This is a genomic window from Curtobacterium sp. MCSS17_007, assembly GCF_003234175.2.
Classification (GTDB): domain Bacteria; phylum Actinomycetota; class Actinomycetes; order Actinomycetales; family Microbacteriaceae; genus Curtobacterium.
Genome location: NZ_CP126257.1, coordinates 2,656,305 through 2,682,107 on the forward strand (window position 1 = coordinate 2,656,305; position 25,803 = coordinate 2,682,107).

General features: G+C 73.8%; 25 protein-coding genes and 1 pseudogene. 17 read left to right on the plus strand and 9 right to left on the minus strand.

Annotated elements, in window-relative coordinates; genetic code table 11:
- Positions 1-2 precede the first annotated feature (2 nt).
- Positions 3-545 (minus strand): YbaK/EbsC family protein, encoded by a 543-nt coding sequence (locus tag DEJ22_RS12575; RefSeq protein WP_111227687.1) that lies wholly within the window; start codon positions 543-545, stop codon positions 3-5.
- Between the two features lie 152 nt (positions 546-697).
- On the opposite strand from DEJ22_RS12575, the gene DEJ22_RS12580 reads away from it, so the two are divergent.
- Positions 698-1,252 carry a hypothetical protein gene (locus tag DEJ22_RS12580; RefSeq protein WP_111227686.1) on the plus strand — a complete coding sequence of 185 codons (555 nt, stop codon included), beginning with the start codon at positions 698-700 and terminating at the stop codon, positions 1,250-1,252.
- 21 nt (positions 1,253-1,273) lie between these two features.
- Here DEJ22_RS12580 and DEJ22_RS12585 read toward each other — a convergent pair whose 3' ends face one another.
- A complete protein-coding gene (locus DEJ22_RS12585; RefSeq protein ID WP_111227685.1) occupies positions 1,274-2,095 on the minus strand; it encodes a hypothetical protein in 822 nt (273 codons plus the stop codon).
- 50 nt (positions 2,096-2,145) lie between these two features.
- Positions 2,146-2,721 (minus strand): annotated as a pseudogene (locus DEJ22_RS12590) (DUF2461 family protein); the annotation flags it as partial.
- A 157-nt stretch (positions 2,722-2,878) separates the two neighbouring features.
- Between DEJ22_RS12590 and DEJ22_RS12595 the strand changes: the two are divergent.
- Positions 2,879-3,529: a CatA-like O-acetyltransferase gene (locus DEJ22_RS12595; RefSeq protein ID WP_111227683.1), complete on the plus strand. Its 651-nt coding sequence runs from the start codon at positions 2,879-2,881 to the stop codon at positions 3,527-3,529.
- Between the two features lie 85 nt (positions 3,530-3,614).
- A complete protein-coding gene (locus tag DEJ22_RS12600) occupies positions 3,615-4,088 on the plus strand; it encodes a nucleoside deaminase (RefSeq protein WP_111227765.1) in 474 nt (157 codons plus the stop codon).
- A gap of 180 nt (positions 4,089-4,268) precedes the next feature.
- Here the strand turns inward: DEJ22_RS12600 and DEJ22_RS12605 are convergent, their stop codons facing one another.
- Positions 4,269-5,000, minus strand: coding sequence for a response regulator (locus tag DEJ22_RS12605; RefSeq protein WP_258379669.1), 732 nt, complete (start codon positions 4,998-5,000; stop codon positions 4,269-4,271).
- Positions 4,997-6,322: an ATP-binding protein gene (locus tag DEJ22_RS12610; RefSeq protein ID WP_111227763.1), complete on the minus strand. Its 1,326-nt coding sequence runs from the start codon at positions 6,320-6,322 to the stop codon at positions 4,997-4,999. Before DEJ22_RS12610 ends, DEJ22_RS12605 begins: the two co-directional genes overlap by 4 nt.
- An 87-nt stretch (positions 6,323-6,409) precedes the next feature.
- Between DEJ22_RS12610 and DEJ22_RS12615 the strand changes: the two genes are divergently transcribed.
- The 5 genes from DEJ22_RS12615 (at position 6,410) to DEJ22_RS12635 (ending at position 11,246) form a co-directional block, all read left to right on the plus strand.
- On the plus strand, positions 6,410-7,492 hold the full coding sequence (locus DEJ22_RS12615; RefSeq protein WP_111227682.1) for a tripartite tricarboxylate transporter substrate binding protein: 1,083 nt from the start codon (positions 6,410-6,412) through the stop codon (positions 7,490-7,492).
- On the plus strand, positions 7,489-8,127 hold the full coding sequence (locus DEJ22_RS12620; protein WP_111227681.1) for a tripartite tricarboxylate transporter TctB family protein: 639 nt from the start codon (positions 7,489-7,491) through the stop codon (positions 8,125-8,127). Before DEJ22_RS12615 ends, DEJ22_RS12620 begins: the two co-directional genes overlap by 4 nt.
- A 1-nt stretch (position 8,128) precedes the next feature.
- Positions 8,129-9,649, plus strand: coding sequence for a tripartite tricarboxylate transporter permease (locus tag DEJ22_RS12625; protein ID WP_058749623.1), 1,521 nt, complete (start codon positions 8,129-8,131; stop codon positions 9,647-9,649).
- A 163-nt stretch (positions 9,650-9,812) separates the two neighbouring features.
- A complete protein-coding gene (locus DEJ22_RS12630) occupies positions 9,813-10,820 on the plus strand; it encodes a LacI family DNA-binding transcriptional regulator (RefSeq protein ID WP_111227762.1) in 1,008 nt (335 codons plus the stop codon).
- Between the two features lie 36 nt (positions 10,821-10,856).
- Positions 10,857-11,246: a VOC family protein gene (locus tag DEJ22_RS12635; protein ID WP_258379668.1), complete on the plus strand. Its 390-nt coding sequence runs from the start codon at positions 10,857-10,859 to the stop codon at positions 11,244-11,246.
- A gap of 140 nt (positions 11,247-11,386) precedes the next feature.
- On the opposite strand, the gene DEJ22_RS12640 is transcribed toward DEJ22_RS12635, so the two are convergent.
- The gene (locus DEJ22_RS12640; protein WP_349775146.1) at positions 11,387-12,136 is read right to left on the minus strand and encodes an esterase/lipase family protein; all 750 of its coding nucleotides are present in this window, start codon (positions 12,134-12,136) and stop codon (positions 11,387-11,389) included.
- Entirely contained in the window at positions 12,133-12,921 is a 789-nt protein-coding gene (locus DEJ22_RS12645) for an alpha/beta fold hydrolase (protein ID WP_181430904.1), read from the minus strand. Before DEJ22_RS12645 ends, DEJ22_RS12640 begins: the two co-directional genes overlap by 4 nt.
- A gap of 136 nt (positions 12,922-13,057) precedes the next feature.
- On the opposite strand from DEJ22_RS12645, the gene DEJ22_RS12650 reads away from it, so the two are divergent.
- The 4 genes from DEJ22_RS12650 (at position 13,058) to DEJ22_RS12665 (ending at position 17,699) form a co-directional block, all read left to right on the plus strand.
- A complete protein-coding gene (locus DEJ22_RS12650; protein WP_111227679.1) occupies positions 13,058-13,606 on the plus strand; it encodes a dihydrofolate reductase family protein in 549 nt (182 codons plus the stop codon).
- Positions 13,607-13,741: 135 nt separating this feature from the next.
- A complete protein-coding gene (locus DEJ22_RS12655) occupies positions 13,742-15,040 on the plus strand; it encodes an NAD(P)/FAD-dependent oxidoreductase (RefSeq protein ID WP_111227759.1) in 1,299 nt (432 codons plus the stop codon).
- A gap of 182 nt (positions 15,041-15,222) precedes the next feature.
- Positions 15,223-16,434 carry an acyltransferase family protein gene (locus tag DEJ22_RS12660; RefSeq protein ID WP_111227678.1) on the plus strand — a complete coding sequence of 404 codons (1,212 nt, stop codon included), beginning with the start codon at positions 15,223-15,225 and terminating at the stop codon, positions 16,432-16,434.
- A 92-nt stretch (positions 16,435-16,526) separates the two neighbouring features.
- The gene (locus DEJ22_RS12665; protein WP_111227677.1) at positions 16,527-17,699 is read left to right on the plus strand and encodes an FAD-dependent oxidoreductase; all 1,173 of its coding nucleotides are present in this window, start codon (positions 16,527-16,529) and stop codon (positions 17,697-17,699) included.
- Positions 17,700-17,729: 30 nt separating this feature from the next.
- On the opposite strand, the gene DEJ22_RS12670 is transcribed toward DEJ22_RS12665, so the two are convergent.
- Positions 17,730-18,617, minus strand: a complete 888-nt coding sequence (locus DEJ22_RS12670) for a UbiA family prenyltransferase (protein WP_258379667.1) — start codon at positions 18,615-18,617, stop codon at positions 17,730-17,732.
- 268 nt (positions 18,618-18,885) lie between these two features.
- Complete coding sequence (locus tag DEJ22_RS12675) at positions 18,886-19,797, minus strand: DMT family transporter (RefSeq protein ID WP_111227675.1); 912 nt, start codon at positions 19,795-19,797, stop codon at positions 18,886-18,888.
- A gap of 71 nt (positions 19,798-19,868) precedes the next feature.
- Between DEJ22_RS12675 and DEJ22_RS12680 the strand changes: the two genes are divergently transcribed.
- The 5 genes from DEJ22_RS12680 to DEJ22_RS12700 all read left to right on the plus strand — a co-directional run bounded on the left by DEJ22_RS12680 (position 19,869) and on the right by DEJ22_RS12700 (position 25,784).
- Positions 19,869-20,717, plus strand: a complete 849-nt coding sequence (locus DEJ22_RS12680) for a LysR family transcriptional regulator (RefSeq protein ID WP_111227674.1) — start codon at positions 19,869-19,871, stop codon at positions 20,715-20,717.
- 69 nt (positions 20,718-20,786) lie between these two features.
- The gene (locus DEJ22_RS12685) at positions 20,787-21,989 is read left to right on the plus strand and encodes a sensor histidine kinase (RefSeq protein ID WP_258379666.1); all 1,203 of its coding nucleotides are present in this window, start codon (positions 20,787-20,789) and stop codon (positions 21,987-21,989) included.
- Complete coding sequence (locus tag DEJ22_RS12690) at positions 21,977-22,684, plus strand: response regulator transcription factor (RefSeq protein ID WP_111227673.1); 708 nt, start codon at positions 21,977-21,979, stop codon at positions 22,682-22,684. The genes DEJ22_RS12685 and DEJ22_RS12690 overlap by 13 nt, the downstream gene beginning before the upstream one ends.
- 34 nt (positions 22,685-22,718) lie before the next feature.
- Positions 22,719-23,531, plus strand: a complete 813-nt coding sequence (locus tag DEJ22_RS12695) for a fructosamine kinase family protein (protein ID WP_258379665.1) — start codon at positions 22,719-22,721, stop codon at positions 23,529-23,531.
- A gap of 90 nt (positions 23,532-23,621) precedes the next feature.
- Positions 23,622-25,784 carry an ArnT family glycosyltransferase gene (locus DEJ22_RS12700; protein WP_258379664.1) on the plus strand — a complete coding sequence of 721 codons (2,163 nt, stop codon included), beginning with the start codon at positions 23,622-23,624 and terminating at the stop codon, positions 25,782-25,784.
- The last annotated feature ends 19 nt before the right edge of the window (positions 25,785-25,803 follow it).

The window sequence follows — 25,803 nt, forward strand, 5'->3', positions numbered from 1 at the left end:
GCTCAGTCGACGTCGGTGGCCAGCCCCTCGACGACGGTGACGTTCGGCAGCGCCGCCAGGGTGCGACCGGGCAGGAACACCTTCGCCCCGCGGAGCCCTGCGCCGACCACGACCTCAGGGGCGTCGAGCACCCGCGCGTCGACGAACACCGGCCAGTCCGCGGGGAGCCCGATCGGTGTGATCCCGCCGTACTCCATCCCGGTCAGGGCGACCGCGTCGTCCATGGGCGCGAAGCTGGCCTTGCGCACGTCGAGCAGTTTCTTGACGACCCGGTTGACGTCGAGCTTCGTCGACGCGAGCACCACGCAGGCGGCGTAGCGGACGTCGTCGCCGCGCTTCCCCGCGACGACGATGCAGTTCGCGCCGCCCTCGAGCGGGTACCCGTAGGCCTCGGAGAACGCCGCGGTGTCGGCGAGGTCCGGGTCGATCGGCGCCGCCTGGATCGTCGACAGGACGTCGCTCGGCAGTGCGACGAGCGCCTGGGCGACGGGGATCGCGAGGAACCCGGTGGCGACGAGGGCGGGGGAACGGTCGAGCGTCGGCATGCCCCCACCGTAGGGAGTCCTCCCCCGACGAAGATGGAGCCACGGCAGACGACGCTCGGCTGCCCCGACGAGAACGGAGCGCCACCGACGTGTTCGGACGACTCTTCCGGCGGCGACCGGCGCACCGAGACCGACCGTCGCCAGCCCTCGCCGTGGACCGTCGACCGGACCCGCCGCTCTCGGCACCGGGGCCGGAGCCGGTCGGTGCGCCGGAGGTCGTGCGCGCACTGCTGACGATGCGTGCCCTCGCCGTCCTCGGGCACCGGGACCCCGTCCGTACGACGACCCTGGCGGCGCAGGCGGCCGCGCTCGACCTCGGCGGACCGGCGACCGTGGCGTTGGCGGCGCACTACCCGGAGGACGACCCGGTACTCCTCGAGGCCGCCCTGGTCGCGTGTCTCGCCGAGCTCGGTTGGCGGACCGCCTCGATGTCGTTCGCGGAAGCCGCTGTCCACGTCACCCGGGGCCGAGCCGCACAGGTGCTCGTGCACGACACGGACGGGCGCTCGGTCGCCCGGTGGGTGCAGGACTACCTCGCTTGGGACGAGCGCGTGCGCTCCGCGGTCTTCAGCGACTTCGTCGAGCTGAACTGGGAGTACGACGAGTTCGACGAGGGTCTCCAGCGCGACGTCCCGGACGCCCGTCGTGCCGCGGCCGCGTTCCTCGAGGGCACGACACCGGTGTCGGACCGCTGGCGGCAGCGCTGAGCGACGATCCCGTCCGGCGCCTCAGCGCTCGAGGCAGATCGTGCTGAGCACCACCGTCGGCCCCGGGCGCGCGTAGGACGACGACGCGAGCCAGTCCGCCCGCGGCTCGTACTGCTCCTCCGAACCGACGGCACTGCGCTCCGCACCGATGCCCTCGGCCTGCCATGCTGCTCGGACCGCCGCCAGGTCGGTCGCGCCGCCCGGCACGGTCGAGGCCCCCTCGGGCAGCAGGTCGGCGCCCGAGGCGTCCTGGAGTTCGGCTGCGATGAACCAGTACTCCCACTCCAGGCCCTCGTGCCGGTTGTCGAGCAGGCACGGTTCCGAGTACGCGCCGCCCTTCGGGGAGCCGTCGGACCGGAAGCCCTCGGACCGCCGGGAGCCGAGCAGCTCGACGGTGCGGTCGCCGATCCGGTTCAGCGCGGCCTCGGCGCCGCCCTCGCTGTGCGCGAAGTGACGCTCGGCCGCGGTCGCCGGCTGCGCGCGGACCCGGGCGTCCTCGGCGACCGTCCCGACCTGCCCGGCGATCCCGAGCGTGTTCAGCGGGACCGCGACGACGAGCACGACGATCGCCGAGATCACCGCGGCGAGTGAGGTCCGCGGCTCCCGCCGGCGCTTCAGGACGTACACGACGATGACCGCGACCGGCACCCCGACCGCGAGCAACGTCCCGACGAGCAACCCCGCGAGGACGCCGCCGGGCCCCGGTCGGGTGTCCTCCGCCCCGAAGGAGGCCTGCAGCAGCACGCCGAGCTGGACCAGCCAGCTCACGACGAGCAGGACCGGCAGCGCCACGGCGAGCCCGACGGCTCCCGCCCGCCCGACGACCGGATCGTCGATCCCCACGTGGTCCCCCTCACCCCGGGCCCATCCTGACAGGCGAGCGCCCGCAGTGCTCAGGCGCGCTCGTCGATCGACCGCGCTCCCGGCACGGGCGGCGCCGGGTCGTCCGAGGCCTCGGGGTCGTCCGCCCGCGCCCACTTCACGGTCCACCGGACGAGCGGCTGCACGCGGTCCCACGCGGCGGTGATGTCGTCGAGCGAGCTCCCCAGCGGCAGGTGCACGAGCGCCGCGTAGTGCTGCATTCGGAGCAGGTCGATCCGCGGGTGGTCGGCGTCGTACCCGCGCGGAGCGGTCTTCAGCGGCGGCCCGGCGAGCTCGTACCCGGCGTCGGTGAGCTCGTCGAGCTCCCGTTGCAGCGCCGCGGCCGCCTGCGGGTGCTCGTCGATCGTCGTGCGACCCGCCTGCAGCTGTGCGCGCGACGGTTCGTAGAGCCCGCCCCCGACCTGCAGTCTCTCGGCTCCGGCGCTGAGGTACATGCCGCCCGCAGTCAGCCCGGTGTCCTCGCGGTAGGGCCGCTTGTCCGGTGTGAACCGCAGGTCGCGGTGCTGGCGCAGCACCCGGCCCGGGCCGTACCGCCGCTCGGCCTCGTGCAGGAGCGCCTCCATCGGGTCGCGGACGTTGCGTTCCCAGTCGTCCCGGTGCTACTCGAACCAGGACTTCTCGTTGTGCGCGGCGAGCCCGCGGAAGAACGTCGCGAGCGCTGGTGAGAACGGCGTCGAAGGCATGCACCAGTGAACCGCCGCCCGGTGCACGCGCGTCGGCAGTCCGGGGGACGAGACTGACCGGGTGGACCGACTCCGACCGATCGACCTCGACCGCTGGCCGCGCGCGGAGCACTTCGCGCACTACCGGCGGGAGCCCTGCGCGTGGGAGATGACCGTCGACGTCGACGTCACCGCCTTCGTGGACGCCGCACGAGCCGCGGGCGCGAAGACGTACCCGTCGCAGATCTGGGTGCTCGCGACGGTCGTCAACCGGCACGACGAGTTCCGCATGCAGCTCACCGAGGACGGCCGTCCCGCGGTGTGGGACGTGGTCCACCCGACCTTCACGGTCTTCCACCCCGACACCGAGACCTTCTCGGTGCTCGTCGTCGAGTACGACCCCGACGCCCGGGCGTTCCACGACGCCGTGGTCGCGACGACCGAGCGGTACCGCGACGACCACCGCATGTTCCCGCAGGGCACCGGGCGCACCGACCTGTTCGACGTCTCGACGCTCCCCCGGACGTCCTTCACCGGCTTCGCGCTGCACCTCACCGGCGCCGAGGACCACCTGGCGCCGGTGATCACGCTCGGGCGGTACCGACAGGTGGACGGGCGGACCGTGATGCCGATGGCGCTCCGCATCAACCACGCGGCGGTGGACGGCTTCCACGCCTCGCGCTTCGTCACCGAGGTCGAGGAGCTGTTCGCCGACCCGGCCTGGCTCGGCTGACCGCCGACACACCGCGCCGCGCCGCCGGGGCCCCGTCCCCCGGACGCACACCCCACGGGCACCGGCCCGGAGCACCGTGGCCGGCATGCACGACGACGAACTCACCGCCCTCGCGGTCTCCCGCGCCCTCGACAACGTCCACGACGGCGGTAAGCCCTTCGCCTGCCTGATCGTCCGCGACGGCGAGGTCGTGGTCGAGGCCGTCAACCACGTCGCCCAGACCGGCGACCCGACGGCGCACGCCGAGATCCGCGCGATCCGCGCCGCCGCCGAGCAGGACATCACCGACCTGAGCGGCTACGACGTGTTCGTCACCGCGTACCCCTGCCCGATGTGCCTCGGTGCGCTGTACTACGCCCAGCCCGACCGCGTGGTCTTCGCCGCGACGCGGGAGCAGGAGGGCGAGCACTACGAGGACGGCAACCGCCTGATGACGCTTGCGACCTTCTACGACGAGTACGCCAAGCCGGTCGAGGAGCGCGCCCTGCCCACGGAGCAGGGCACGGTCGAGGACCCGACGGCCCCGTTCCGCGAGTGGACCGCCCGCCACCCGTCCTGACCCCCTCCCCCGAAGCCCCGACGGACGCGCGCCGACCTGGGGACGGGAGTCCGCGACACGGACGTCCCGCCGTCGGACGGGAGGCTCGTGGCGACGCCGCCACGGGCCTCCCGTCCGACACGGGTCGCGACCTCGGGCGTGGCCGGGCCGAGCGGCCCGGCCGGCCACAGCGAGCTGGCGTCAGGGCGCCGGCGTCAGCCGGTAGAGCACCTGCGGGCGACCGCGACGGCCGTACCGGTGGGCGAGGTCGATGGCGCCCGTCGCTACGAGGTGGTCGAGGTAGCGCCGCGCGGTGGCGCGCGAGGTGCCCGTGGCCACGGCGACCTCGTCGGCCGAGCGGGCGGTCACGGGGTCGAGCGCAGCGACGACGCGACCGAGCGTGGTGGCACTCACGCCCTTCGGCAGGGCGACCTCGGACGCGCCGGCCGAGGCACGGGTCGGACCGACCACGCGCACCGACCCGGTGGCGAGCAGACGGTCGACGTCGCCCTGCCCCATCGGCACGTCGCGCTGCGCGTCGTCGCGCGACCGTCGCTCGGCGGCGTAGGCGCGCAGCCGGTCCTGCAGCGCCTCGCGGTCGAACGGCTTGAGCAGGTACCCGACCGGGTGCGCGGCGAGCGCCTGCCGGACGGTGACCTGGTCGCGGGAGGAGCTGACGACGAGGACGTCGGTCCGGTCGACGCCGGCGACGTGCATGCGGTGCAGGACCTCTATGCCGCTGATGTCGGGCAGCCGCATGTCGAGGAGCACGAGGTCGACCCCGCGCTCGACCGAGGCCAGCGCGGCGCCGCCGGACGCGACCGCCCCGACGACCGCGAAGCCCTCGGTGGCGGCGACCCAGCGGGTGTGGAGCGCACGCGCGCCCGCGTCGTCGTCGACCACGAGCACGCGCAGCGGCGCGGACGCGATCACGACTGCGCCGCCAGGTCGACGTCGAGCCGGGCACCGCCGAGCGCTGCCGAGCGCCCCACGACCACCGATCCGCCACGCTCGGTGGCGGTGCGCCGGACGACCGCCAGACCGATGCCCCGCCCGAGGCCGGTCTCGTCGGACTTCGACGACCACCCGCGGGTCAGCACGCGGTGGGCGTCGGCGGGGTCGATGCCGGGGCCGTCGTCCTCGACCGTGACCGTGACGCGTCCGTCCCGGGTGTCGACGCTGCAGGCGACGGTCGTGGCTCCTGCCTCGGCGGCGTTCCGGCACAGGTTCGCGACGACGAGCAGCACCGCATCGTCGAGCACGACGTCCTCGGCGACCCGGAGGTCGAGCGCCGCACCGGCCGCGGCGAGCTCGGCGCGCACCGCCGCGACGGACGCCGTCGCCACCGCGCCCCGCCGCGGCGACCCGGCGCCACCGCCGCTCGTCAGTCCGGGTGCGACGGCGTCGATGTAGGCCACCGCGTCCTCGTCGTCCCCCTGCTCGACGAGCCCGCGCACCACATGCAGCCGGGTGCCGAACTCGTGCGCCTGTTCGCGGAATGCCTCCGTCGTCCACCGGACCTGCCGGCTCTCGGCGTCGACCGCGTCGGCCCGCCGCAACCGGCGGGCGATCACGAGCGACAGGAGCACGCTCGCGAGCGTCGCGGCGACGAGGGCACCGGTGCTCCACGGCAGCAGGGTGCCGAGCGCCCGCTCCCGGTCGGCCGCGATGGTCGACTCGAGCACACCGACCGCGACGACGCCGACGACCTCGCCCTCCGCGTCGAGGACCGGTACCTTCGCCCGCAGCGTCGTGCCGGACGGGCCGGTCTCGGTGCCGACGAACCGGTCGCCGCCGAGCACGGGGGCGATCGTCGTCTCGACCGGCTCGCCGCGCTCCGCGGGGTCCGGGTGGGTGATGCGCACGCCCTCGTCGTCGGTCACCACGACGTAGGAGACGCCGGACGCACGCTCGACGAGCGTCGCGATGGGTTGCAGCGCCGCGGTGGCCGACGCGAGGTCGTCAGTGTCGGCGAGCGCCCCGGGAGCGCCCTGGTCGACGGCCGACGACACCGCGTCCCGGACCTCGGGCAGGTCGGCCAGGCTCGAGGCGACACCGGACACCTGGTCGACGACGGACGTGCGGATGCTGCGCTCCTGCACGGCGACGGCGATCCCGGTCGTGACGCCCGTCGCCGTGAGCACGATGACGCTCGGGAGCGCGAGGACCGCGATCCGTCGCAGCCGCCCGAGCCGTGCCCTGGTCACCGTGGCGTCCCCCTTCGGCCGCGACGCCGTGAGCGTCAATGAGCACATCTCCGCCACGGGCTGCTCGTCCGGACGGCGGCTGCCATCGTACTGCTCGACCTGCGGCACGACGACGTGCGCAGGAGGGAGCCAACGATGACAGAGCAGTCAGCGCCAGAGCAGTCCGTGCCCGGGCAGTCCGTGCCGGGGCAGTCCGTGCCGGGGCAGTCCGTGCCGGTGCGGTCGACGACGGAGCCGCGTGCCCGTCGCCCCGTCGCGCGCGTGGTGGGTGCGGCCGTCGCCGCGGTGTCCATCGCGATCGCCGCCTTCGGGTCCGTCACCTCGGCGGCAGCCGGCGGCGACCCCACCCGGTCCGTCACCCTGGTCGCCCCCGCAGCGGCCGGCGGCGGATGGGACGGCGTCGCGAGGTCGATGCAGCAGGCGCAGCGCGCGAACGGCATCGTGAACTCCGTCCAGGTCGTCAACATGCCCGGCGCCGGCGGCACGATCGCGCTCGGCAACGTCGCCCGGCTCGCGGGGCAGACCGACACACTGCTCGTCGGCGGGACGGGACTGCTCGCGGCGGAGATCCAGTTCGGGTCCGCGGTCACCCACGACGACATCACGCCGCTCGCGGTCACCGTCGAGGAGTACGACGTCATCGTCGTGCCCGCGGACTCGCCCTACGAGACGCTCGACGACCTGGTCGCTGCGTGGCGTGAGCGTCCCGGCTCGGTGCCGTGGACGGGTGGCGGGTCGTTCGACCAGCTCGTCGTCACCGACCTCGCCGTCTCGGCGGGCATCGACCCCACCGAGACGAACTACATCCCCTCGGACGGCGGCGGCGAGGCGATCCAGGCGCTGCTCAACGGCACGGCCGCCGCAGCGTCGGGCGGCTACCCGGACAACATCGACCAGATCGAGTCCGGCCGGCTGCGGGCCCTCGCGCTCGTCGCAGCCGAACCGGTCGAGGGCATCGACATCCCCACGGCCGTCGAGCAGGGCCACGACGTCACCCTGACGAACTGGCGCATGATCGCCGCGCCGGGAGAACTCGACGACGAGCAGCGGACACAGCTCACCGACATCGTGCTCGACACGCTCGAGACCCCCGAGTGGGCGGATGCCATGGAGCGGTACCACTGGACCGAGCGGATCATCACCGGCGAGGACCTCGACGCGTTCATCGACGAGGAACGCGAGCGGATCCAGGGACTGTACGAGGAGCTGGGCCGATGAGCCGTCCGAGCAACCCCACGTCGTCGTCCGCGGTCGTCGGGCAGCGGCTCACGCTGCGGGCCGACCCCGGTCGCGTCGCCGCGGTCGCGAAGGAGCTGACCACCCCGGCGCTCTTCACCGCCTTCGCGGTCTACCTCGTCGTCGGCATCGTGACGATGGAGGTCCCGGCCGGTACCGCGTTCCCCGGGCCCGCGGTCTTCCCCGGGCTCGTCGCCGCGGCACTCCTGCTGCTGGCCGCCCTGCTGGTCGTGCGGTCCGTCCGGACCGCGCGCGGGCGGCGAGCCGCGGCGGTCGGTGCACTGCCGGAGCCCGGCGTCGACACCGTGGAGGCCGTCCACACCGTCGACGGCACCGGCACCGGCACCGGCACCGAGACCCCGCGCGCCGTCCGCGTCGACTGGCGTTCCCTGGCCTGGGTCGTCCTCTCCTTCGCCGGCTTCGCGCTGCTGCTCGGCGTGCTCGGGTGGATCGTCGGTGCCGGGCTACTCTTCCTCGGCGTCGCGAAGGGGCTCGGCGCCCCGGGCTGGCTGCGTCCGCTCGTCGTCGGGCTGACCGTGAGCGCGATCAGCTACATCGCCTTCGACATGCTGCTCGACCTGTCGCTGCCCTCGGGCATCGTCGGATGGGAGTTCTGACGTGGACGTCCTCGGTCTCCTCGGTGACGGCTTCGCCGGCGCCCTGACCCCCGCCAACCTGCTCTGGGTCGTCGTCGGGTGCCTGCTCGGTACCGCGGTCGGCGTCCTCCCCGGCCTCGGCTCGTCGATGGCCGTGGCACTGCTGCTGCCCGTGACGTTCTCGCTCGACCCGACGGCGGCGTTCATCATGTTCGCCGGCGTCTACTTCGGCGGGCTCTTCGGCGACTCGACGATGGGCATCCTGATGAACACGCCGGGGCAGGCCTCGGCGATCGCCTCGACGTTCGAGGGCCACAGGATGGCGTTGAACGGACGAGCGGCCCAGGCGCTCGCGACCGCCGCGATCGGGGCGTTCGTCGGCGGGATGATCGCGTCGGTCCTGGTCGTCTTCCTCGCGCCGGCCCTCGCGACGTTCTCGTCGAGCTTCGGGCCGGCGGAGTTCTTCGCCCTCGCGCTCTTCGCGTTCGTCACGACGTCGTCGGTGGTCACCGACGACGCCCTGAAGGGCCTCGGATCGCTCTGCCTCGGGCTCGGCATCGCGGTGATCGGGGTCGACGGCATCTCCGGCGCACCGCGCTTCACCATGGGCGTCCCGGAGCTGTTCGACGGCATCTCGCTCGTCACGGTGACGGTCGCGGTCCTGGCGCTCGGCGAGGTCATCTACGTCGCCTGCCTCGCCCGGCACCTGAAGGACGGCCGGATGGTGCAGGCGACCGGCCGCCCGTGGCTGTCGAAGAAGGAACTCCGGGAGGCCACGCCCGCGTGGCTGCGCGGCACGGCGATCGGGCTGCCCTTCGGCGTCGTCCCCGCCGGCGGGTCGGAGATCCCGACCTTCCTGGCCTTCGGGCTCGAGAAGCGACTCGACGCACGCCGCAAGGACCCGCAGTTCGGCAAGGGGGCCATCCGCGGCCTCGCAGCGCCCGAGGCGGCGGGCAACTCGACGACCGGCATGGCGATGGGCGCGCTGCTCTCCCTCGGCCTGCCCGTGTCGGCGACCGCGGCGATCATGCTCGCCGCGTTCCGCCAGTACGGCCTGCAGCCGGGGCCGCTGCTGTTCGACCGGTCCCCCGACCTGGTGTGGGCGCTGCTCGCCTCGTTCTTCATCGCGATGGTCGTGCTGCTCGTCATCAACCTGCCGTTCGCGATGCTCTGGGCGAAGCTGCTGCGCATCCCGCGGGCGTACCTGTACGCGGGCATCGCGGTCTTCTGCGGACTCGGGATCTACGCGACGAGCGGTTCGGTGTTCGACCTGCTCATGCTGCTCGGCATCGGGCTCGTCGGGTTCCTCATGCGGGCGCTCGACGTGCCGCTCGCGCCGCTCATCATCGGCATGGTGCTCGGACCGCTCGCCGAGACGAGCCTGCGCGACGCTGCACTGAGCGCCGACGGGGACTTCTCGGTGCTGGTCGCGGGGCCGATCCCGATCGTGCTCTACGCCGTGCTGGCGGTCGTCGTCGCTGCCACCGTGACCGGTCGTGTCCGGGCGAGGCGGGCCGCACGGCGCGAGCTGGTCGACGCGTAGCCGCGATGAACGGTGGCTGGCCCCGACCCGACCGGCACCACGCCGGACGGGAGGCACGTGGCGGCCCGGCGCGGTGCCTCCCGTCCGGCGCACCGGCCAGGAGGCACGCAGCGCGTCCGCACGCGCCTCCCGCCCCGTCGGGGCGGCGCGCTACGCTCGTCCGGTGCGCGCCACCGTGCGGGACGTCGCGGCCCTCGCCGGGGTCTCACCGAAGACCGTCTCCAACGTGATCAACGGCGGCGTGGTCGTGCGCCCCGCGACACGGGAGCGCGTCGAACGTGCCGTCGCCGAGCTCGGCTACGTCCCGAACCTGTCCGCGCGGGGTCTGCGCAACGGCAGGTCGGGCGCGATCGCGTTGACGCTCCCGGAGCTCGGCAGCGCCTACTCGGCCGAACTCGCCCAGTGGTTCGTCGAACTCGCCCGCGAGCGCGGGTGGACCGTCCAGCTCGACCAGACCGGCAGCGACCCCGAGCGGGAGCGCGACCTCGTCTCGCGGGCACGGGCGCACCTGGTGGACGGACTGGTCCTCAACCCGGTGTCGCTCAGCGCGAGTGTCCTCGCCGAGACCGAGGGCCTGCCACCGACGGTGGTCATCGGTGAGGTCGAGCCGGAGCACGTCGACCAGGTGCACGTCGACAGCCGTCGCGCCGCTCGCGAGGTCTCGACCTACCTGCTCGACCGCGGGCACCGACGCATCGCCGTGGTGGGCGCCGCCCGGCCGACCGACGCCACCGCGACGAGCGAGCTGCGCGACCAGGGCCACGCCGACGCGCTCCGGGCGGTCGGGCTCCCGGTCGACCCGGCCCTCCGCGTGCCGTTGCCGGCGTGGACGACGAGTGCGGCCGCGACGGCGTTCGCCGACTGGCTCGACGTGCACCCGCTGCCGGACGCGGTCTTCGCGTACACCGACTCGATCGCGTTCGGGGTGCTGCACGTCCTGGCGGCGCGTGGTGTCCGCGTGCCGGACCACGTCAGCGTCGTCGGCTTCGACGACGTCGACGCGGCGGCGTTCGCGATCCCCGCGCTGACGACCGTGTCCTTCGACCGGCGGGCCTTCGCGACCGCGGCGCTCGACCTCCTGACCCGGCGGATCGCGGAGCGCGACGCTCCCCCGACGACGGTCGTCGTGCCGCACCGGATCGTCGAGCGCGCGAGCGTCGCCGACCGCTGAGCCGTCCTGTGACCGCGTCCGGGTACCGTGCGCCGCATGAGCGCCGACGACCCCGCGATGCCCGTCCTGACGGCGACCGTCCTGCAGTCCCCGGACCCCGTCCGGCTCGCGCGCTTCTGGGGCGCCCTCACCGGGTGGACCGTGCACGAGGACGGGCCGACCTGGTTGCGGGTGCGGCCGTCCGACGGTGGTGTCGGGCTCTCGGTGCAGTACGACGACGCCTACGTCGCACCCACCTGGCCGACGACGCCGGGTGCGCAGGGCATGCAGCTCCACCTGGACCTGCAGGTGGAGGACCTCGCCGCGGCGACCGCCCGCGCGCTCGAGCTCGGCGCGACCGAGGCGGAGTTCCAGCCGCAGGACGACGTGCGCGTGCTCCTCGACCCCGACGGTCACCCGTTCTGCCTGTTCCTGCCCGGCGCCTGAGCGCAGCGCGGCAGCGCGCTGCGCGGCACCGGCGGTGCGACACCCGCGACGCGGCCCGGCACCGGCGGCGCGACGTGCTTCCGGTCGTGCGATCGCGCGCGAGCGCAGCGCCGCACGCCAGTGCACGGCCACCCGCGGGCTCAGCCGGCGGCGGGTCCCGTGGGGCCGCCCGCAGCGGCGAGCACGGCCTCGCGGGTCTGCTGGGCGCCGAGGATCCGGAAGTGCCCGCCGACGGGTACCCGCACGTTCGTGGCTCCCGGGAGCTCGCTCCCCCCGGGGATGAGCGTGTCGAACACCCCGTAGACCGAGGTGATCCGCGCGTTCACCGCCAGGTCACGCCCGAGCGCGGCGAGCACGGGGTCCGCCGCTCGGAACGCCCGCAGGTGCGGCACGGGCGCCAACCGGGCGTAGACCGACCCGCCGAACGGCGTGGAGACCGCGACCATCCGGTCGATCCGCGCCCCCTCGGGCAGCGTCATCGCGTACTTGCCGATCAGACCGCCCTTGCTGTGCGCCACGATGAGCACGTCGCGCAGGTCGTGCTCGTCCAGGTAGGCCAGGACCTCGCGCGCCGACTCCGGGACGGGCCGCAGGTTGTGGCGGAGGACGGGCAGCACGTGCACCGGGTGCCCGGCGTCGTGCAGCGCGTCCATCAGCGGCCGCATGAAGTGCCAGGTCTCGTAGACGCCCGGCACGACCACGACGGGTTGGCCGTCACCGGTGCGGTAGTCCTCGGCGGTCGTCGGGCCGGCGCTGCGCAGCTGCCAACGGGCCGCGTACCACCAGTCGAGCACGGCCCACCAGCCCCGGCGCAGCAGCGGCACCCGGTCGGGAGGCACGGGTCCCGTCACCGACGTCGCACCCGTCCCCGGCGTGGTCGGTCCGGTCACGACGGTCGACCGTCCAGCGCGTCCTCCGTCGTCTGCACGCGGCGGAACTCGTCGACCAACCGCGCGAACGCCGTCGGCTGCCGTTCCTGCACGTGGTGCCCGCCCGGCAGCTCGACGAGGGCACCACGACGTGCCGATCCGGCGAGTGACGCTGCCCAGTCCCGACGGCCGATCGGGTCACGGTCACCGCGGACGACGAGCACCGGCTGGTCGAGGGTCGGGACGGCGTCCTCGAGCCGGTGGCGCAGCATCGGACGGAGCTGCCGCACGTACTGCCGCGTGCTCCGCAGGTAGTCGGTGACGACCACGCCGTTCGTGCGTGCGTCCTCCACGACCGTGTCGCGGCCGAGGTCGAGCGCCTGCTGCACGAGCGTGCGCCGTGCCGGGTCCACCACCGGACCGACCAGGACGAGGGCGGTCACGACGTCCGGGTGGCGGCGAGCGGCCTCGACGACGACCTGGGTGCCCATCGACTGGCCGACGAGCACGAGGTCCCCGGCGCCGCGCGCACGGACGGCCGCGACGACGAGGTCCCCGAGTTCCTCGATGTCGAGTGACCGTCCGGCCGGCGGCAGCCCGCCGAACCCCGGCAGGTCGACGGCGACCGTGCGGAACGTCCGCGCGAGCTGCCGTTGCGACCGGGCGAACGAGCGGTGGGACATCCCGATGCCGTGCACGAGCACGACCGTCGGGGCGAGCGCGTCGCGCAGTCTGCCCGCGGGGGCCAACGTCCGGAGCCGCACGGGCAGCCCACCGACCTCGAAGGACTCCGTCCGTACACCCACACTGCGAACGTACCCGGCGGTCCGCGTCGCAGGGTCAGCCTGGGGCGTCGACCGCGCCGCGCGCACCGGCACGCGGGGCGGCGGCGCCGCAGGTTGCCCCTCGACGCCGGACGCACGCGGCCCTATGCTCCGCAGCATGCGCAAGGTGACCTCGGGCCTCTTCGCGTCGGTCGACGGCGTCGTGCAGGATCCGTACAAGTACCAGTACGACTCGTTCGACGCCGAGCTCGGCACCGCGATGACGGCATGGATGGCGCGGACCGAGACGGTGCTGCTCGGCAAGCAGAGCTACCTGGAGTGGTCCGAGTGGTGGCCCGCCCACCCGGACGACCCGTTCGGGCAGTGGATCAACCCGATCGAGAAGCACGTCGCCTCGACCACCCTCGGTGACGACCTGACGTGGCAGAACGCCCACCGGATCCAGGGCGACGTCGACGACTTCGTGCGCGCCCTCAGGGCCGGCGACGGCGGTGACATCGCGGTCACCGGCAGCGTCACGCTCGTGCGCCACCTGCTGTTCGCCGGACTCCTCGACGAGCTGCAGCTCATGGTGCACCCGGCGATCGCCGGAGCCGGGCGGAAGCTGTTCGAGCCGACCGACCCGCCCACCCGTCTGCGCCTGGTGAAGAGCGTGGTGACCAGCAAGGGCAACGTGTTGAGCACCTACGCGCCGTTCGCCGGCTGACGGAGGCAGGACGGGCCTCCTGTCCGGGGCAGCGGGACCGCTCCATCGGCAGCGGGACGGGCAGGTGGACGGATCAGGGTCCGGAGCGGCGTACCCTTCTGGGTGGCCGTCGACCGCACCACCCTGGAGAACACCATGTCCGAGGACACCCGCCCGCACGTCGTCATCGTCGGGGGTGGCTTCGCGGGGATCGCGGCCATGCGCGAGCTCGCCGACGCACCGGTCCGGGTGACGCTCGTCGACCGCCACGTCTACAACATGTTCCAGCCGCTCATGTACCAGGTCGCCACCGGTGGTCTCAACGCCGGCGACGTGACGTACTTCCTGCGCAGCCTGCGGGCGAAGCAGTCGAACGCCGACTTCCGGCACGGACTGCTCACCGGCATCGACACCGAGCACCGGATCGCCGAGATGTCCGACGGTGAGCACCTGCACTACGACTGGCTGATCCTGGCCAACGGCGTCAACACCAGCTACTTCGGCACGCCCGGAGCCTACGAGTACGCGTACTCGATGTACTCCCGCTCGCAGGCGCTCCGCATCCGCGACGAGCTGTTCACCCGCCTCGAGCAGGCCGCGGCGCAGCAGGGCCCGGACGAGATCCGCGTGGTCATCGTCGGCGGCGGTGCGACCGGTGTCGAGATGGCCGGCGCCCTCGCCGAACTGCGCGACCAGGCACTCGTCGGCGCCTACCCGGAGATCGAGCGCGGCAACATCTCGATCACGCTCGTGCACCGCAGCGGCGAGCTGCTCAAGCCCTTCGCCCCGCGACTCCGCCGGTACGCGGCGAAGATCCTGCGGAAGCGCGGCGTCGAGCTCCGGCTGAACACCGGCGTCGCCGAGGTCAAGCCCGACGGCGTCGTCACCGCGTCCGGCGAGTTCATCCCCGCATCGCAGGTGATCTGGGCGACCGGGGTGGCCGCACACAAGGAAGTCGCCGGCTGGGGGCTGCCGCAGACGCACGGCGGTCGCATCCAGGTGAACGACGACCTCAGCGTGAAGGGCGTCGAGCGGATCTTCTCCGCCGGCGACATCGCCGCGCAGGACGACGCCCTCGCCCAGCTCGCGCAGCCGGCGCTGCAGGGCGGCAAGCACGTCGCGCGGCAGATCGAGCGGCTGCTCGACGGCAAGCCCACCGAGCACTTCAAGTACTTCGACAAGGGCACGATGGCGACGATCGGCACGAACGCCGCGGTCGCCCAGCTGCGCGGCGGCATCACGATGGTCGGACCGGTCGCCTGGCTGGCGTGGGTCGCGGTGCACATCGCGTCGCTGCTCGGCAACGGCAACCGGCTGTCGACGCTGTCGCACTTCTTCGTCCGCTACATGTGGTTCATGCGGAAGCGCTCGATCCCGATCGTCGGCGACGTCCGGCCCGTGCGCCCGAACGGCGACCGCGAGCCCGAGCCGTGGCAGATGCAGAAGGCCGAGTAGCGCCGCACTGCTGAGGGTCCGCGCAGCGGCTCGTGGCACCTGGGGACGCGATCCCGCGGCGATCGTGCACGAGCGACTCGACGCACTGCCCCGGGTCGTGCACCCTGGATGTTGAGCGTCCTCTTACCCGGACAGGGCAAGCTCGTCGTCATCCGTTGGAACGATCCTCGCAGGGAGGCACCGTGGCGACGAACACCCTCGCGCCAGAGCACGCCCTCGCGGTCGACCGGAGCGCACCGGTCGGTCGCGGGACCCGTGCTGCCCGCGCGACGCCGCCGCCGCCGCTGAGCCGCCGCGCACCGGCCCTCGACGGCCTGCGCACGATCGCCATCTCCATGGTGATCCTGTACCACCTGCACGTGCCGCACTTCACGGGCGGTTTCGTCGGCGTCACGGTCTTCTTCGCCCTGTCCGGCTTCCTCATCACGACGCTGCTCCTCGGCGAGCACCGGAAGACCGGGCGGATCCGGCTCGGCACCTTCTGGCTCAAGCGTCTGCTGCGGCTCTACCCCGCGCTCGTCGCACTCGTCGTGGTCGGGCTGATCCTGTGGAACTGGGTCGGCGACTACAAGGGGGCCTCGTTCAGCCCCGGCGAGGCGGCGTTCATCGCGCTGACCTACACGGGCAACCTCTTCCGCTCCTTCTGGGACACCACCCAGGGCGTGTTCGCCCACACCTGGTCGCTCTCGATGGAGGAGCAGTTCTACCTGGTCTGGCCGCCCGTCCTGGTCCTCCTGTTCGTCGCCCGCTCGCGGCGCCGCTGGTTGATCGCCGGGCTCGGCACGGTGATCGTCGCGTGCTCGGTCGTCGCCGGCCTGGTCTACGCGAAGCCGAACAGCGGTGCGACGCCCGACGTGTACTTCTCGCCGGTGCTCGGTGTCGTCCCGCTCGCGACCGGATGCCTGCTCGCACTCCTGCTCGACGACGAGCGCGTCCGCAGCTGGGCCGCCGGGGTCGCCGGGCACGTGGCGACCTGGGCCGGCATCGTCCTGCTCGCCGGCATCATGCTCTGGATCGGCGACGACTGGGCACAGCACGCCTGGACCTTCAGCGTCGTCCTGCCCCTGACCGGTGTGGTCTCCGCGGTGCTCATCGGCGGCCTCGTGTCGGTCCGTTCGCCGCTCTCGGTCGCGCTCGCTTGGTCGCCCGTCTCGTGGTTCGGCCGTCGTGTGTCGTACGCCGCGTACCTCTGGCACCCGCTCGTCATCGCGCTGCTCGATCCGTTCGCCGTCGGACCGTGGGGCAAGGTGCTCATGATCGCGGTCGCCGTCATCGTGGCGGTCGGTGCCGCGTACGCCGTGGAGGTCCCCGTCGAGAAGGCGCAGAAGCGCTTCCGCGAGGCGCGCCGCCTGGTCGCCGCGGACCGGGCCGCGCGCGACCACGTCACCACCTGACGGACGGGAGGCCCGTGGCGGGCCCGCCCCGCGCCTCCCGTCCGACGGTGCTCCTGAACGGTGCGCGGTGACGGGTCCGTAGGCTCGCCTGCGTGACCACGGAGCGCGTCGACGTCCTCGTCGTCGGCGGTGGCCCCGTCGGCCTGTTCGCGGCCGCGCTCCTCGGGGCACGAGGGATCGACGTCGCCGTCTGGGAACGCCGCGACGCGGCTCCCGCCGGCTCCCGCGCGATCGGCATCCACCCGCCGTCGCTCGACGCCTTCGCCGAGATCGACCTCGACACGGCGGTCCTCGCCGAGGCCGTCCTCGTGCGCACCGGTGTCGCGCGGAGCCGCGGCCGGGTGCTCGGGTCGTTGTCGTTCGACCGCGCCTCGCGCTCGCACCCGTACGTCGCGACGCTCGACCAACACCGCACCGAGTCACTGCTGCGCGACCGGCTCGCCCCGGGAGTGCTGCGGACCGGGACCACGCTGACCGGGCTCGACCGCCGTCCCGGTCGCGTGGTGGCGCACGGCACGGGACCGACGGGTGAGCCCGTCGCGGTCCGGGCCGGGTTCGTCGTCGGTGCGGACGGTGCACGGAGCGCCGTCCGCGACCTGCTCGGCGTCGGCAGCACCGGCCGGGACTACCGCGACCGGTACGTGATGGGCGACTTCGCCGATCCCGAGGCCGCGCACGCCCGGTCGTCGGCGCTCGTCGACGTCGGTCCCTTCGGTGTCGTGGAGTCGTTCCCGCTCCCCCACGGCCGGCGGCGCTACGTCGCCCTGGTGCCGGACGACGTCGCCCCGGCGGCCGCCGGCGGCACCCCGGATCCCCGGTCTGCCGCGCGCCTCGCCGCGATCGTCGCCGAGCGCACCGGAGCACGACCGGACCCCGCGACCTGCACCATGACGAGCGGGTTCCGCGTGCGGCGCCGCGAGGCCGCGCGTGTCGGGATCGGTCGGGTCGTGCTGGTCGGGGACGCCGCGCACGAGATCAGCCCGATCGGCGGGCAGGGCATGAACCTCGGGTGGCTCGACGCGGCGGCGCTCGCCCCGCTGCTCGCCGACGCGGTGGTGTCCGGCGCGCCCGGGCCCTGGCCGCGGTACGCCGCGGGTCGGCAGGCCGCGGCACGACGAGCGGCCCGGCAGGCCGAGCTGAACATGGCACTCGGACGGCCGACGGGTGCGCTCGGGTCGGTCGGCCGGGAGGCGCTGCTCCGGACCGTCCTCGCGCTGCCCACCGCCGACGGGCTGGCAGGCGTGTACGCCATGCGGTGGGCCTGAGCCGGGGCAGCCCGCGTCCGGGAGACCAGCTCAGGCGACGAGCTGCGCGCCGGCCGCACCGAGCTCGACGACGAGCACCAGCGACGAGGCGATCACGAGCCGGAAGAGCGCACGCGTCGGACGCCCCGTGAACACCAACCGGACGCCGATCGCGGCGAGCACGACGACCACGAGCGCGCCGACGACCGCCAGCACCACGCCGAGCACCACCGGCCCGCCGGTCGGCGCACCGCCACCCGACGGGCCGCCGAGCTGCCCGCCGAGCACGAGTCCGGCTGCGACGACGAGCGCGCCGAACGCGAGCGTGCCCGCGCCGCGGATTCCCAGTCGGTGCGGGAAGCCCCGTACACCGGTCGCCTCGTCGTCGAGCAGGTCCGGCAGCACGTTCGTGCAGTGGATCGCGACGCCGAAGACGGCACCCGTCGCGATCGCCCACCACGTCGGCCACGCACCGTCACCGGCGGCGACGGCGACGACCGGCAGCAGGCCGAAGGCCACGACGAAGGGCACGACGGACCACACCGTCCGCTTCAGCCCGACGTCGTACGCCCATCCCGCTGCGACCAGCACCACGTGCGCCACCGCGGCGACCGGCCCGAGGGCGATCGACAGGAGGACGGCGACCCCGGCCGTCACGAAGGCCGCGGTCCGGACCGTGGTGACGGCGATCAGGCCACGGGCGACGGGCTTGTCGCTCCGCCCGACGGCGCGGTCGCGGTCGGCGTCGATCCAGTCGTTCGCGAGCCCGATCGACAGCTGCCCGGCGACCACGGCGAGCGCCACGAGTACGACGAGCCACCAGGGGTGCCCGACCGCCGCGGCGAGCACCGCGGCGAGCACCGTCACCGTGACGGTCGGCCCCGGGTGGGAGGACGCCGCCAGCAGGCGGACGATCGAGGGCGTGCGGGTGTCGCTCACACCGCGAGCGTACGGACCGGCTGCTGCGCGGGAGCGGACCGGCCCGCTCCGTGCCCCCGCGAGCATGCCGGACCGTTCCGGGCCTACCCGGCGGTTCCGGGCATTCCGGGTCGTCCGGGACGACCAGGTACGCCCGGAACCGCCTTCCATCGGGACTGTGATGGGAAGGAACGGGCAGCCCACGCAGGCGGCACCACCGGTATCGCCCAGCCACGACCGCCCCACTGTCGTCACACGGCGGCGACCCGGCCCCGAGTCCGAGCGGGTGTCAGGCGGCAGCGGCCCGCACGGCCTCCCGTCGCCGGCCGCGGAGCAGCCCGGACGCCAATGCGATGCCGAGCAGCACCACGAGCCCGCCGACGGGCTCGTTCCACCGCAGCGGTTCCCCGAGCACGAGCACCCCGAGCGCCACACCGACGACCGGCGTCAGGTACGTCACGGTGGATGCCCGCCCGGCTCCCCACGCACCGACCAACCGCGTGTTCCACCCGTAGGCCAGCCCCGTGCCCACGGCACCGAGCGCGACCATCGCAGCCACGATCCTCCAGTCCAGCTGCACCGGGCCGGTCGCGATGACGGGCGCGACCAGCAGCATGAGCAACGCCGCCAGGGTGAGCTGCACGGTCGCGACGGTGGTCGGGTCCTGCCCGCTGCCGACACCGAAGCGACGGAGCCACGCGAGCCCGATGCCGTACGAGGCGGTCATGCCGAGCAGGGCGAGCTGCCCGGGGACGGTGGCGACGACGGCCGGGTCGCCCACCAGGTCCCACGGCCCGACGAGCACCAGGACCCCGACGACGCCGAGACCGATCCCGGCGAGCTGCCGCCGGCTGAGCCGCTCGGACGGCACGAGGACGGCGAGCGCCAGCAGCGTCATGATCGGCGTCGTCGCGTTGTAGATGCTCGCCAGGCCGGACGGCACGGTCTGCTCGGCCCACGCCATCAGCGAGGAGGGGACGGCGTTGAGGAACACCGCGACGACCAGCAGGTGACCCCAGACCCGCGGCTCCCGCGGCCAGCGCCGACGGGTGACGAGCAGCACGACGACGAGCGTCACGGCACCGAGCACGGTACGGACCGTGGCCACCTGCTGGGGGGCGAGGCCCTCGAGGCCGATCTTCGCGAAGAAGAAGCTCGAGCCCCAGGTGAGGGCGACCAGGACGTAGAGGAGGGCGTTCACGAGCGCTAGCATCGAGCACGTCCGGACCATGTGTCGAACGACTGCACTGCATGGCAGCATGAAGGAGACGCATGACGCTCTCGATCCCGCAGCTCCGCGCCTTCGTCGCCACCGTGGACGCCGGCTCCTTCACGTCGGCGGCGACGGCCCTCGGTGTCGGTCAGTCCGCGGTGTCGCACGCCGTCGCCGGCCTCGAGCGCGAGGTCGGCGGCCCCGTCGTGCGCCGCGGCGGTCCCGCGGTCCCCACTCCGCTCGGTGACCGCATGCTCGCCCACGCCCGCAGCGTGCTCGCCTCGGTCGACGCCCTGGAGGCCGTGGTGCGGCCCGCCACGATCCGCGGCACCGTCCGTCTCGCGGCCGTCCCGACGGTCTGCCAGGGCCTGCTGCCGCGGCTCCGCGAACTCTGGGCGGTGACGCTCCCGGACGTCGACGTACAGGTCTACGAGGGCGACGACGACGAGATGCCCGAGTGGCTCGAGGGCGGCACGGTGGACGCCGCCGTGCTCGTCGACCCGACCCCGGTACCCGACGGGGGTGTGGTCGTCGCCCGGGACGAGATGGGCGCGGTGGTCCGCCGCGACCACCCGCTCGCCACGAGCGCGGCGCTGACGCTCGACGACCTGCACGAGGACGGTCTGGTCGCCGGCGGCGGCGGGTGCGAGCACCAGATCCAGCGGATGCACGAGCTCGCCGGACAGCCGTTCCGGTGGGCCCACCGCGTGCGGGAGATGAGCACCATGTTCGGGATGATCCAGCGGGGCGAGGGCGTGTCGATCGTCCCGACGCTCGGACGGGTGATGCTGCCGGACGACCTCGTGATGCTGCCCGTCGAGCCGCGGTACGTGCGCACGCTGGTGCTGAGCGGGCCGAGCTCGCGGCCGTGGCACCCGCTGGCGCATGCCCTCGTCGACGCGGTGTGACGTCGCACACCGACTTCTCCGACCTTCGGCCGATCCGCGCCGGGCCGTCGTGTTCCTAGGCTCGGTGGCATGACCGCGACCATGCTCCAGCCCCGCCCGTCGCTCGGACGCCGCATCTGGTCCGAGGGGTGGCGGCTGGTCGTGGCGGCGTTCGCCGGTCTCATCGCGTTCGGGGTGGTCTGGCCGGAGCTCGACACCGACGGCTGGTCGGACGCACGGCTCGGCCTGGGCCTCCTCGCCGACCTCGGGGCGGGGCTGCTCGCGCTCGTCCTGTACTGCTTCCGGCACCGAGCCCCGCTGCTCGTCACCCTGCTGGTGATCGCCACGAGCACGGTGTCGACCATCGCGGCCGGGGCGGGGGTGCTCGCCCTCGTCTCCCTCGCGACCCGACGCCGGCCGGTGGAGATCGCGGTCGGCGCCGTCGCGATGCTCGTCACGGGGCTCATCGGCGACGCGCTCGTGTTCCCGGGCGGGGACGTGCCGATGTGGCAGACGGTCGCCGTCTCGGTGATCTTCCTCGCGCTGGTGGTGGTCGTCGGCGTCGCGATCGGCCAGCGGCGCGCCCTCGTGCAGTCCCTGCGTGAACGGGCCGCCCTGCTCGAGCGGGACCAACAGCTCCGCGAGGACCGCGCCCGCGAGCAGGAGCGGGCGCACCTCGCGCGCGAGATGCACGACGTCCTCGGGCACCGGCTGTCCCTCGTCGCGCTGCACGCCGGGGCGCTCGAGTACCGCGGACGCTCGCTGTCCCCGGACGAGACCGTCGAGGCCGCCGGGGTGGTCCGTGCCGAGGCGCACTCGGCACTCACCGAGCTCCGCGACGTCCTCGGGGTGCTCCGAGAGCCCGGCGACACCGCCTCCGTGGGCGGGACCGCTCCCCCGCAGCCGACCCTCCGCGACCTGCCCGCGCTGCTGCAGGAGGCGCGCGCGTCGGGTGCCCTCGTGACGGCGACGGTCGACGACGCGAGCGCCGGAGCACCGGACGCCGTGGGCCGCCACGCCTACCGGGTGGTGCAGGAGGCCCTGACGAACGCCCGCCGGCACGCGCCCGGGCAGCCGGTGACCGTCGCGGTGGACGTCCTCGGCGGCCCTGCCCTCCGGGTACGGGTCAGCAACCCGACGGCCGGACCACCCGGGCCGGACGCCCCACGGCCGGGCGGCCACGGCCTCCGCGGCCTCGCCGAACGCGCACGTCTGGTCGGCGGGACCTTCTCGGCCGGGCGTGACGCCGACGGCTCCCACGTGGTCGAGGTGGTGCTCCCGTGGACGGCGTGACCGCACCGATCCGGGTCGTCCTCGTCGACGACGACCACCTCGTCCGCGCCGGACTCCGACTGCTCCTGAGCGGCGACGACGGCATCGAGGTCGTCGGTGAGGCGGGCGACGGACTCGAGGCCGAGGGCGTGATCGCATCGGCGACGCCCGACGTCGTGCTCATGGACATCCGGATGCCCCGGTGCGACGGCCTGGTGGCGACCGACCGGGAACTCCGGAAGCAGCCGGAGCTCGCCGTGCTCGTGCTGACCACGTTCCAGGACGACGACCTGGTGCTCGGGGCCCTGCAACGCGGCGCCCGGGGCTTCCTGCTCAAGGACACCCCGCCGCACCGGCTCGTCGAGGCGATCCGCACGGTTGCCGCCGGACGGTCGATCCTCTCGCCCTCCGTGCTCGACCGCGTCATCGCCTTCGCGGCGGGCGCTTCGACCGGGGCGGAGCACGGGACGGCCCCCGTCGCCACCGCTGTCGCCGACGGTGCCACCGAGCGTGCGCTCCTGGCGACCCTGACCGAACGGGAGACCGAGGTCGCACTCGCGGTGGCCGCAGGGGCGTCGAACGCCCAGATCGCCACCGCCCTGTTCGTCAGCCTCGCCACCGTCAAGACCCACGTCGGCCACGTGTACGAGAAGTTCGGCGTGGACAACCGGGTGCAGCTCGCCCTGGTCGTGCACGCGGCCCGTCGCGGAGCCTGAACGCCCGCGCCGGTCCGTCGGCAGGATGGAGCACGTGCCCGACATCCACGTGAAGACCTTCCGCGACCCCGACGAGGCCACGGCCGAGGCCGCCGGACTCGCCTGGCTCGCCGAGGCCGAGGACGCCGGCGGCACCCGGATCGCCCGCGTGCTCGACCACCCCCAGCCGACCGTCCTCCACCTCGAGCGGATCACCGACGGCAGCCCGTCCCGGCCGCAGGCGGAGCGCTTCGGCCGCTCCCTGGCGCACACCCACGCTGCCGGTGCGTCGCACTGGGGTGCACCGTCCCCCGGCTTCCCCACGAGTGGCGGCCTGCGGATGGGCCGCTCGCGGACGCCCTTCACGAGCGCCGCCGACGCTCCCGCCGGCTGGGGTACCTTCTTCGCGGAGTACCGCATCCGGGACTTCGTCCGCCGCATCGTCGATCGGGGCGGGTTCGACGCCGCCGAGGCCGCCGTGTTCGACCGCGTGGCCGACCGCCTCGAGGACGGCACGCTCGGTTCGCCGCAGCCGCGCCTCGTCGGGGACGCCCCCGCGCGCATCCACGGTGACCTGTGGGCGGGGAACGTCCTCTGGCCGACGGACCCCTCGGAACCGACCGGTGCGGTGCTCATCGATGCAACACCGCACGGTGGGCACGCGGAGACGGACCTGGCGCTCCTCGCACTCTTCGGACTCCCGCGGCTCGAGACCGTGCTCGACGCGTACGACGCCGAGTCCCGGCTCGCCGACGGATGGCAGGAGCGCGTCGAACTCCACCAGCTCGCGCCGCTGCTGCTGCACGTGTACCTGTTCGGCGGCTCGTACACCGACCACGCCCTGCGCGCCGCCCGTCGCTACGCCTGACCCGCGGCGGGGACACCAGGTCGCGGGGTCTTAGGAAGCCCCAAGGCAGCACATCGGGACGGCTGACTCGGCACGGCGATGCTCGCTGCCATGACCACGTACCCGATCCCCGTGACCGACCGTCACGACCGAGCGCACCCGGGGGCGCCGATGCGCCGCCCGGCCCCCGTCCGTCTGTTCCTCGGCGAGCGCGAGGACGCCCGCTGGCTCCGCCCGGCCTTCTGGGCGCTCCTCGTCGTCACCGCCGTCGTGTACCTGTGGGACCTCACCACCTCCGGGTACGCGAACAGCTTCTACGCCGCCGCAGTGCAGGCCGGCACGAAGTCCTGGGAGGCGTTCTTCTTCGGCTCGCTGGACTCGTCGAACTTCATCACCGTCGACAAGCCCCCGGCCTCGTTGTGGGTGATGGTCCTCTCGGCTCGACTGCTCGGTTTCTCGTCCTTCAGCCTGCTGCTCCCCCAGGCGCTCATGGCCGTGGCCTCGGTCGCGCTCGTGTGGGGCACGGTCCGACGCACGCTCGGACGGCTCGGTACGACGACCCCGAACGTCGGGGCACTGCTCGCGGGCTTCGTCGTCGCGGCGACCCCGGCAGCCGCGCTGATGTTCCGCTTCGACAACCCGGACGCGCTCCTCGTCCTGCTCATGACGGCGGGCGCGTACTGCACCGTCCGAGCGCTCCCGAGGGGCAGCTGGCGGTGGATCGCCCTCGCCGGTGTCGCCCTCGGCTTCGCGTTCCTGACGAAGATGCTCCAGGGCCTGCTCGTCCTGCCGGCGTTCGGCCTCGTGTACCTGTTCGCGGCGCGCACGACCTGGGGCCGGCGCGCGATCGGTCTCGGCATCGCCGCGGTGGCACTGGTCGTCTCCGCCGGGTGGTGGGTCGTCGCCGTGTGGCTCTGGCCCGCGGACTCGCGCCCCTACATCGGCGGGTCGACGGACGACACGGTCCTCGACCTGGTGTTCGGCTACAACGGTCTCGGCCGGATCTTCGGCGGCTCCGGCAACGGTGGCGGCGGCGGCATGGGCGGTGGCACTGCGGGCGGCTCCTTCGGTGGTGCCACGGGCCTGGACCGGCTGTTCTCGTCCGAGATGGGCCTCGAGATCTCCTGGCTCCTGCCCGCCGCGCTCATCGCACTCGTGCTCGGTCTGGTGGTCGTCGGCCGTCGGCACCTGGCGGACCCCGCCCGCGCCGGCCTGGTGCTCTGGGGCGGCTGGCTGATCGTCACCGGACTCGTCTTCTCGTTCATGTCCGGCACGATCCACCCCTACTACACGGTCGCCCTCGCCCCGGCGATCGCCGGCCTGGTCGGCACGGGCGGCGCGCTGCTCTGGCACGCTCGGGAGCGGGTCACCGGTCGCCTCGGCCTCGCGGCCATGGTCGGTGGAACCGCGTACTGGAGCTGGTGCCTGCTGAACGAGAACCCGACGTGGCTGCCGTGGCTGCGCTGGGTGGTGCTCGCCGGTGGGCTCCTGGCCGCCGCGGCGATCGTCGTCGGCAGCGTCCCCACCCTCCGGAAGGCCGTCACCGTCGGCGTCCTCGCCGGCGCCCTGTTCGGGCTGACCGGCACCACGGCCTACGCGCTCGCCACGACGACCGTCGCGCACTCCGGGTCCATCCCGAGCGTCGGTCCGGCGGGCAGCAGCTCCGGCATGACGGGCGGTGCCGGCTTCCCCGGCGGTGGACGGCCGGGAGGCACGGGAGGCCCCGGCGGGTCGGCCGACGGTTCCCAGGACGGGGTCGACGGGACCCAGCAGGGCCCGGGCAGCGGCGGCCAGCCGCCGACGGGCTCGGCTCCGGAGGGGGTGACGGGCGAGATGCCGACGATGCCGGACGGCTCCGGTTCCGGCTCCGGCTCCGGCGACGCGACCTCCGAGGACGGCGCCCCGACCGGCGGGGGGATGGGCGCTGGCGGCGTGTCGACGTCGTCCGCACTGACGAAGCTGCTCGCCGCGTCGGACGCGAAGTGGTCGGCCGCGGTCAACGGCTCGCAGTCGGCCGCGCAGCTCGAGCTCGACACCGACACCGCCGTGATGGCCATCGGCGGTTGGTCGAGCGACCCCGCCCCGACCCTGGCCGAGTTCCAGGCCTGGGTCGCGGCCGGCGACGTCGGGTACTACGTGTCGTCGGGCTCCGACGGCGGTGGGATGGGCGGTGGGTCCTCCACCGCGAGCGCCATCCAGGAGTGGGTGGCCGCGAACTACGAGGCCACGACCGTCGGCGGCCAGACCGTCTACGACCTGAGCGCGACGAAGTGACGGCCTCGACGTGACCGAC